The following is a 6859-nucleotide window of genomic DNA, read 5'->3' on the forward strand; positions in this document are numbered from 1 at the left end:
GAAACGGAGCACACTCTGATGACCACCGCCGCAACGACGCGGAAGACCCCGGTGAAGGCCGCGATCGCGAGCTTCATGGGCAGCGCCGTCGAGTACTACGACTTCTTCCTGTTCGGGTCCGCCGCCGCCCTGATCTTCCCCAGCATCTTCTTCCCCTCCGGGGACCAGGCCGCGCTCGTGATGTCGTTCGCGACGTTCGGGTTCGCCTACATCGCCCGTCCGGTCGGTGCGTTCTTCCTCGGCCACTTCGGCGACCGCATCGGCCGTCAGAAGGTGCTGATGTTCACTCTCATCGCGATGGGCGCCTCGACCTTCGTCATCGGATGCCTGCCCGGCTTCGCGCAGATCGGCTGGTTCGCGCCGGTGCTGCTCGTGGTCTGCCGCCTGTTCCAGGGGCTGTCGGCGGCGGGCGAGCAGGCCGGCGCCTCCTCGCTGACGCTCGAGCACGCACCCGACGACCGCCGCTCCTTCTTCACGTCGTGGACGCTGACCGGCACCCAGGGCGGTCAGATCCTCGCCGCGCTGATCTTCATCCCGGTGGTCGCGATGCCCGACGACGTCAAGTACAGCTGGGGCTGGCGCATCCCGTTCTGGCTGTCGGCCGTGGTCGTGGTCGTGGCCTACTTCATCCGGCGCAGCCTGCACGAGACCCCGGCGTTCGAGGCGGCCAAGGCGCAGGGCGAGATCGCCCGCATCCCGCTGATCCCGCTGATGCGCGACCACTGGCGCGACGTGCTGCGCGTCGTCCTGTGCGCCACGATCGCGGCGGTCTCGACGGTGTTCGGCAACCTGGCCCTCGCCTACGGCAAGGAGGTCGGCGTCGCCGAGGCCGTGACGCTGTGGCTCGTGGTCGTCGCGAACGTGTTCGCGCTGGGCACGCAGCCGCTGTTCGGCATGCTCGCCGACCGCGTCGGCCGCAAGCCGGTGTTCATCTACGGCGCGCTGTCGTCGGCCGCGCTGATGCCGTTCTACATGCTGTCGATGGGCTCGGGGAACACGCTGCTGACCTTCGCGTTGGGCGTGCTCACGTTCTCGTTCGGCTACGCCGCCGCGAACGCGGTCTGGCCGTCGTTCTACGGCGAGATGTTCAGCACCCGGGTGCGGTTCTCCGGCATGGCCATCGGCACCCAGATCGGGTTCCTCATGGCCGGCTTCGCGCCCTCGATCGTCACCGCGCTCGGCGGCGTGGCCGAAGGCGGCTGGATCGTGATCAGCGTCTTCACCGCGGTGATCGCCCTGATCGCCTCGGGCGCCGCCCTGACCGCCCGCGAGACGAGGTCCGTGCCGACCGCGGATCTCGGCACCCGGCCCGAGGTCCGCCGGGTGCTGAACGCGCAGACCGCCTGACTCCCCGTGCGGGCGACGCGAGGGCTACCCGGACACCTCCTGGTAGGCGGCGAACAGCAGCGACTCGTCGGGCGCCTGCAGGACGGTCGGTCGGGCGATGTCGTCGAGCACGATGAAGCGCAGCATCCCGCCGCGGCTCTTCTTGTCCCGCTGCATCGTGGCCAGCAGCTGCGGCCACGCCCCGGCACGGTACGAGGTCGGCAGCCCCAGCGAGGTGAGGATGTCACGGTGTCGCGCGACGGCCTCGTCGGACAGACGCCCGGCCAGCCGTGACAGCTCGGCGACGTACATCATGCCGACCGAGACCGCCGCACCGTGACGCCAGCGATAGCGTTCCGCGTGCTCGATCGCGTGGCCGAGCGTGTGACCGTAGTTGAGGATCTCGCGCAGTCCGCCCTCCCGGAAGTCCTCGCCGACGACCTGGGCCTTCATCTCGATCGCCAGCTCCATGCACCGACGGAAGGAGGCCGAGGCCGGGTCGACGATGGCGTCGGGCTCCGCCTCGATCCGCTCGAGGATCTCCGGGCTCCAGATGAAGCCGCCCTTGACGACCTCGGCGAAGCCCGCGACCGCCTCGTTGTGCGGCAGGGTGTCCAGGAACGCGAGATCGCAGACCACGCCCCGCGGCGCCCAGAACGCGCCCACGAGGTTCTTGCCCTCGGCCGTGTTGACGCCGGTCTTGCCGCCGACGGCGGCGTCCACCATCGCGAGCACGGTGGTGGGAACGAGCACGACCTGGACGCCGCGCAGCCAGGTGGCGGCGACGAACCCTGCGAGGTCGGTCACCGCTCCCCCGCCGAGGCCGACGACCGCGTCGCTGCGCGTGAAGTCGGCCTGTCCCATGACCTGCCAGCAGAACGCCGCGACCTCGATGCGCTTGCCCTGCTCGGCGTCCGGGATCTCGGCGAGCAGCACCTCGCGTGCACCGTCCGCCTGCAGCCGCTCCCGGAGGAGCTCGGCCTCGGCGGCGAGGGTCGGCGCGTGCACGAGGAGGACCTTCCGCACCGACGCCGCCAGCGCGTCGCCGACGCGATCGAGCAGGTCGCGGCCCACCGCGACGTCGTAGGGCGCGTCGCCGGGGACGGAGATGACGGTCGGCTCGGTCATACGTGGGCTCCTGGGATGCGGGTGCCCGCCCAGGCCACGACGGCGGTCACGATGTCGGAGAGCGGCCCGCGGGAGGTGTCGAACTCGACGTCGGCGACGGCGTCGTAGAGCGGCTTGCGCTCCGCGAAGATGCGCTGCCACGCCGCGATCGGGTCGGAGCCCTCCAGCAGCGGCCGGCCCGCGCCGACGATGCGACGAGCCACCACGTGCGGGGCCACCGACAGCAGCACCACGGGGTGCTCCTGCAGCGCGTCACGGGTGCGGGCGTCGAGCACGGCGCCTCCGCCGAGCGCGAGCACGCCGGGCTCGGCGAGAGCCCCGGCGACGACCTGCCGCTCGAGCTCACGGAACGCGGCCTCGCCGCGGCTGCGGAACAGCTCGGGGATCGGCCCGTGCACGCGCGCGATGAGCGCGTCGGTGTCCGAGAAGGGCACGCCGAGCGCCTTGGCCACCCGACGTCCGATGCTCGTCTTGCCGGCCCCCATCGGACCCACCAGGACGAGCGACGGCGTCTGAGGTGCGCTCATCCGAGCAGGTCCGGATCGCTGACGGCGGCGGTGCGCAGCGACGTCGGGATCGCCGCGAGGTAGGCCGCCAGGTTGCGCGCGGTCTCGGCGACACTGTCCCCGCCGAACTTCTCGATCACGCTGCCGGCGAGCACGATCGCCACCATCGCCTCGGCGACGACACCGGCGGCGGGCACGGCGCAGACGTCGGAGCGCTGATGGTGGGCCGGGGCGACCTCGCCGGTGGCGACGTCGACGGTGCGCAGCGCGTGCGGCACGGTCGCGATCGGCTTCATGCCGGCGCGCACCCGCAGCACGGTGCCGGTGGACATGCCGCCCTCGGTCCCCCCGGCGCGGTCGCTGCCGCGCGAGATGCCGTCGCCCTGGACGAACAGCTCGTCATGCGCGGCCGACCCGCGGCGGGTGGTGGTGACGAAGCCGTCGCCGACCTCGACCCCCTTGATGGCCTGGATGCTCATGAGGGCCTGGGCGAGCTTGCCGTCCAGGCGTCGGTCCCACTGCACGTGGGAGCCGAGCCCCGGCGGCACGCCGTAGGCGAGCACCTCGACGATGCCGCCGAGCGTGTCGCCGTCCTTCTTGGCATCGTCCACCTCGGCGACCATCCGGGCGCTGGTGGCCGCGTCGAAGCAGCGCAGCGGATCCGCGTCGAGCGCGTCGACGTCGTCGGGCTGCGGCAGCGGCGCGTCATCGGGCACACGGACGGGGCCGATCGACAGGGTGTGGCTGACCAGGCGGATGCCGAGCTCGCCCAGGAAGGCACGGGCCACCGCGCCCAGCGCGACGCGTGCCGCGGTCTCCCGCGCGCTCGCACGCTCCAGGATGGGTCGGGCGTCGTCGAAGCCGTACTTCTGCATGCCGACGAGGTCGGCGTGCCCGGGCCGGGGTCGGGTCAGCGCCGCGCCACGGCCGCGCGAGCGGTCGGTGAGCTCGACCGGCTCGGCGCTCATGACCTCGACCCACTTCGGCCACTCGGTGTTGCCGATCCGCAGCGCGATCGGGCTGCCCATCGTGAGCCCGTGCCGCACGCCGCCGGAGATCGTCAGCTCGTCCTCTTCGAACTTCATCCGCGAGCCGCGGCCGTAGCCGAGCTTCCGGCGGGCCAGATCCGCCTGGATGGCGGCGCGGGAGACGGGGACGCCGGCGGGCAGTCCCTCCATGATGGCGACGAGTTCGGGACCGTGCGATTCGCCGGCGGTGAGGACGCGGAGCATTGCCCTAGTCTCCCATGGCGGCGGCATCGCCCGCGGCGAGGGCGGCATGCATGGCGGCGATCACGGCCGGCTCGTCGTCCAGCGGCTCGTCGGCGCTGCCGGCGGAGAACACGCGCACCTGCAGCACGGCCTGCTGCAGCAGCATCCCGAGCCCGTCCCACGCGGGCGCGCCGACGCGCTCCCAGGCGAGGGCCAGCGAGCTCGGCCAGTGCCCGTACACGACGTCGTACAAAGCTCCCCCGCACGCGGCGAGCATGGCCGCCGCGTCCTCGGAGATGCGGACGCCGCCGGGGAGCGCCGCGACGGTGAGGGGAGCCGCGGCCAGGGCGTCCGTGAAGAACGGCACCGGCATGACGGACACGCCGAGCTCGTCGCCGAGCGCCTGCAGCGGGGCGACCGCGCTGAACCGCCGCAGCACGACCTCCACCTCGGCGACCCCCAGCTCGGCGAGGGCGACGAGCGCCGAGGTGGCGGTCTTGCCCGCCCCGACGATGCGGGCGTAGTCGATCCCGTCGAAGCCGCGTTCGCGCAGGTCGCGGACGAGCCCCCCGACATCGGTGTTGAACCCGCGCGGGCCGTCGGCGGCGAACAGGTAGGTGTTCACCGCGCCGGTGAGCTCGGCATGGCGGTCGCGCGTCGCCGCGCCGCGCCAGGCGACGCCCTTGAGCGGCATGGTCAGCGACAGCCCGCGCCACGAGGCGTCGAGCCCCGCGACCGCGCCGGAGAACTCGTCCTCGTCGACCCGGCGGCGTCCGTACTCCCAGTCGAGGCCGAGCACGTCGTAGGCGGCGCGGTGGAGCTGCGGCGACCGGCTGTGGTCGATGGGGTCGCCCCAGACGGCGAGCCGGACGTCACTGGCAGTAGGCGGCATTCTCGCTCTCCGCGCACCAGGCCTGCAGCTCGGCCACCGCCGCCTCGTGCTCCTCGTAGGTGTCGGAGAACACGGTCTCGCCCGTCTGCAGGTTCACCGCGACGAAGTAGAGCCAGCTGCCGTCCGCCGGGTTGATGGCAGCGCTGATGGCGTCCTCGCCCGGCAGGCTGATGGGTCCCGGCGGGAGCCCGGTGATGACATAGGTGTTGTAGATGTTGGAGGTGTCCGCCCGCTCCTCCTCGGTCGTCCACACCGTCCCGGAGAGCCCGGCGCCGTATGCGACCGTCGCGTCGGACTGGAGCGGCATGCCGTCGGCGATGCGGTTGAGGAACACCCGGGCGATCTTCGGCATGTCGTCGGTGCTGCCGGCCTCCTTCTGCACGATGGAGGCCAGGGTGAGCACTTCGAGGCGGTCGGACTCGGCGACGCCGAGGGCGTCCAGGCGTGAGAACATCTCATCGACCATCCGCGCGATCGCGTCATGCGCGGTCACGTCCGGATCGAACGTGTACGTCGCCGGGAACAGGAACCCCTCGATGCTCGGCGCCTCCGCCGGGACGCCGAACTGCGTGTAGTCGGCGGCCTCGGCGAGAAGGTCGTCGTAGGACAGGCCGGTGGCGTCGGCGACCCGCTGGAGGGCGTCCTCGTAGCCGAGTCCCTCCGGGATCACGACGGTGTCGGTGAGCTTGTTCGCGGAGTCCATCAGCGCGGTGAGCGCGGCCGCCGAGCTCATCTGCTGCTGCAGCTGGTAGACGCCCGGCTGGAACGTCGGGTTCTGCGCCGTCGAGATGAGGTAGTCGTAGAACGCCGACGACGTCTTGGTCACGCCCGCCTCGTAGAGGCTCTCGGAGATCGTGGCACCGGTGTCGCCGGAGACGATCGTGACGGTGACGGATCCCGTCGCGATGCCGTCCTCGTAGTCCGTCGAGTCGCTCCAGCCCATGACGTCGCGGATCTTGTCGCCGTAGGTGTCCCACGCCCACAGGCCGCCGCCGGCGATGCCGCCCAGCAGCACGATCACGACCGCCAGCGCGATCCACAGGCGGCGGCGACGACGCCGCCTGTCCGGCGCGGGCGGCCGGGAGCCGAGGACGTCGGTCGTGGCCCGGCCCGTGAACAGGTCGTGCAGATCGCCGGCGTCGCCCTCGGGCGCGGGCGGCGTGGCGGAGGCGGCCTGCTGCGCCTCGCGGGCAGCGCGCCGGGAGGTCGGCGGGGTGTCGGACATCAGTCGCTCTCCTCGGCCGGCGGGATGGGCGTACCGGCCGGTCGCCCCGTCTGCTTCTCGACATCCAGGGCGTTCTGCAGCAGGATGACGGCGGCGACCTGATCGACAATGCTACGAGAGTTCTTCTGGGTCCGCCCTGACCGCCGCAGCGCAGCGTGGGCCGACACGGTGCTCAGCCGCTCGTCGACCAGACGCACCGGCACGCCCGCGGCCGAGGCGAGCGCGGCGGCGAAGTCGCGGGCGTCGGTCGTCGAGGGCGTGTCGGTCCCCGCCAGCGACACCGGCAGGCCGACGAGGATCTCCACCGCGTCGTGCTCGACGGCGAGGTCCAGGATGCGGCCCACCGCCGCATCCGTCCTCGGCACCGTCTCGACGGGGGTGGCCAACAGGCCGTCCGGGTCGCAGCGGGCGACCCCGACGCGGGCCTTGCCGACGTCGACGCCCAGGCGCACCCCGCGGCGGAAGCCGGTCACGCGTTCTCGACCAGCCGGCGCACCTCGGCTAGCGCCGCGCCGAGCTGGGCGGGGTCGGCCCCGCCGCCCTGCGCGACGTCGTCGCGTCCGCCGCCGCC

Annotated in this window: 7 protein-coding genes; 1 reads left to right on the top strand and 6 read right to left on the bottom strand. The window is 72.5% G+C overall.

What is annotated here, in order from left to right:
* Nucleotides 1–18 precede the first annotated feature (18 nt).
* Nucleotides 19–1347: an MFS transporter gene (locus QM626_RS14550; RefSeq protein ID WP_415077681.1), complete on the top strand. Its 1329-nt coding sequence runs from the start codon at nucleotides 19–21 to the stop codon at nucleotides 1345–1347.
* Nucleotides 1348–1371: 24 nt separating this feature from the next.
* On the opposite strand, the gene aroB is transcribed toward QM626_RS14550, so the two are convergent.
* From aroB to ruvX, 6 genes are read right to left on the bottom strand one after another with little or no spacing between them, the layout of a single operon-like run.
* Nucleotides 1372–2454, bottom strand: coding sequence for a 3-dehydroquinate synthase (gene aroB, locus QM626_RS14555; protein WP_415077682.1), 1083 nt, complete (start codon nucleotides 2452–2454; stop codon nucleotides 1372–1374).
* Nucleotides 2451–2981 carry a shikimate kinase gene (locus QM626_RS14560; protein WP_415077683.1) on the bottom strand — a complete coding sequence of 177 codons (531 nt, stop codon included), beginning with the start codon at nucleotides 2979–2981 and terminating at the stop codon, nucleotides 2451–2453. Before QM626_RS14560 ends, aroB begins: the two co-directional genes overlap by 4 nt.
* Nucleotides 2978–4192 (bottom strand): chorismate synthase, encoded by a 1215-nt coding sequence (aroC, locus tag QM626_RS14565; RefSeq protein WP_415077684.1) that lies wholly within the window; start codon nucleotides 4190–4192, stop codon nucleotides 2978–2980. Before aroC ends, QM626_RS14560 begins: the two co-directional genes overlap by 4 nt.
* 4 nt (nucleotides 4193–4196) lie before the next feature.
* On the bottom strand, nucleotides 4197–5063 hold the full coding sequence (locus tag QM626_RS14570) for a shikimate dehydrogenase family protein (RefSeq protein ID WP_415077685.1): 867 nt from the start codon (nucleotides 5061–5063) through the stop codon (nucleotides 4197–4199).
* Nucleotides 5044–6288: an endolytic transglycosylase MltG gene (gene mltG / locus QM626_RS14575; RefSeq protein ID WP_415077686.1), complete on the bottom strand. Its 1245-nt coding sequence runs from the start codon at nucleotides 6286–6288 to the stop codon at nucleotides 5044–5046. The genes QM626_RS14570 and mltG overlap by 20 nt, the downstream gene beginning before the upstream one ends.
* A complete protein-coding gene (ruvX, locus tag QM626_RS14580; protein WP_415077687.1) occupies nucleotides 6288–6761 on the bottom strand; it encodes a Holliday junction resolvase RuvX in 474 nt (157 codons plus the stop codon). Before ruvX ends, mltG begins: the two co-directional genes overlap by 1 nt.
* Nucleotides 6762–6859: the final 98 nt, after the last annotated feature.

The organism is Microbacterium sp. (genome assembly GCF_047606385.1).
GTDB lineage: Bacteria > Actinomycetota > Actinomycetes > Actinomycetales > Microbacteriaceae > Microbacterium.

Coding starts and splice junctions, on each gene's coding strand:
- QM626_RS14560 (WP_415077683.1), bottom strand. CDS start 2,981: ATGAGCGCACCTCAGACGCCGTCGCTCGTCCTGGTGGGTCCGATGGGG.
- QM626_RS14550 (WP_415077681.1), top strand. CDS start 19: ATGACCACCGCCGCAACGACGCGGAAGACCCCGGTGAAGGCCGCGATC.
- aroB (WP_415077682.1), bottom strand. CDS start 2,454: ATGACCGAGCCGACCGTCATCTCCGTCCCCGGCGACGCGCCCTACGAC.
- mltG (WP_415077686.1), bottom strand. CDS start 6,288: ATGTCCGACACCCCGCCGACCTCCCGGCGCGCTGCCCGCGAGGCGCAG.
- aroC (WP_415077684.1), bottom strand. CDS start 4,192: ATGCTCCGCGTCCTCACCGCCGGCGAATCGCACGGTCCCGAACTCGTC.
- QM626_RS14570 (WP_415077685.1), bottom strand. CDS start 5,063: ATGCCGCCTACTGCCAGTGACGTCCGGCTCGCCGTCTGGGGCGACCCC.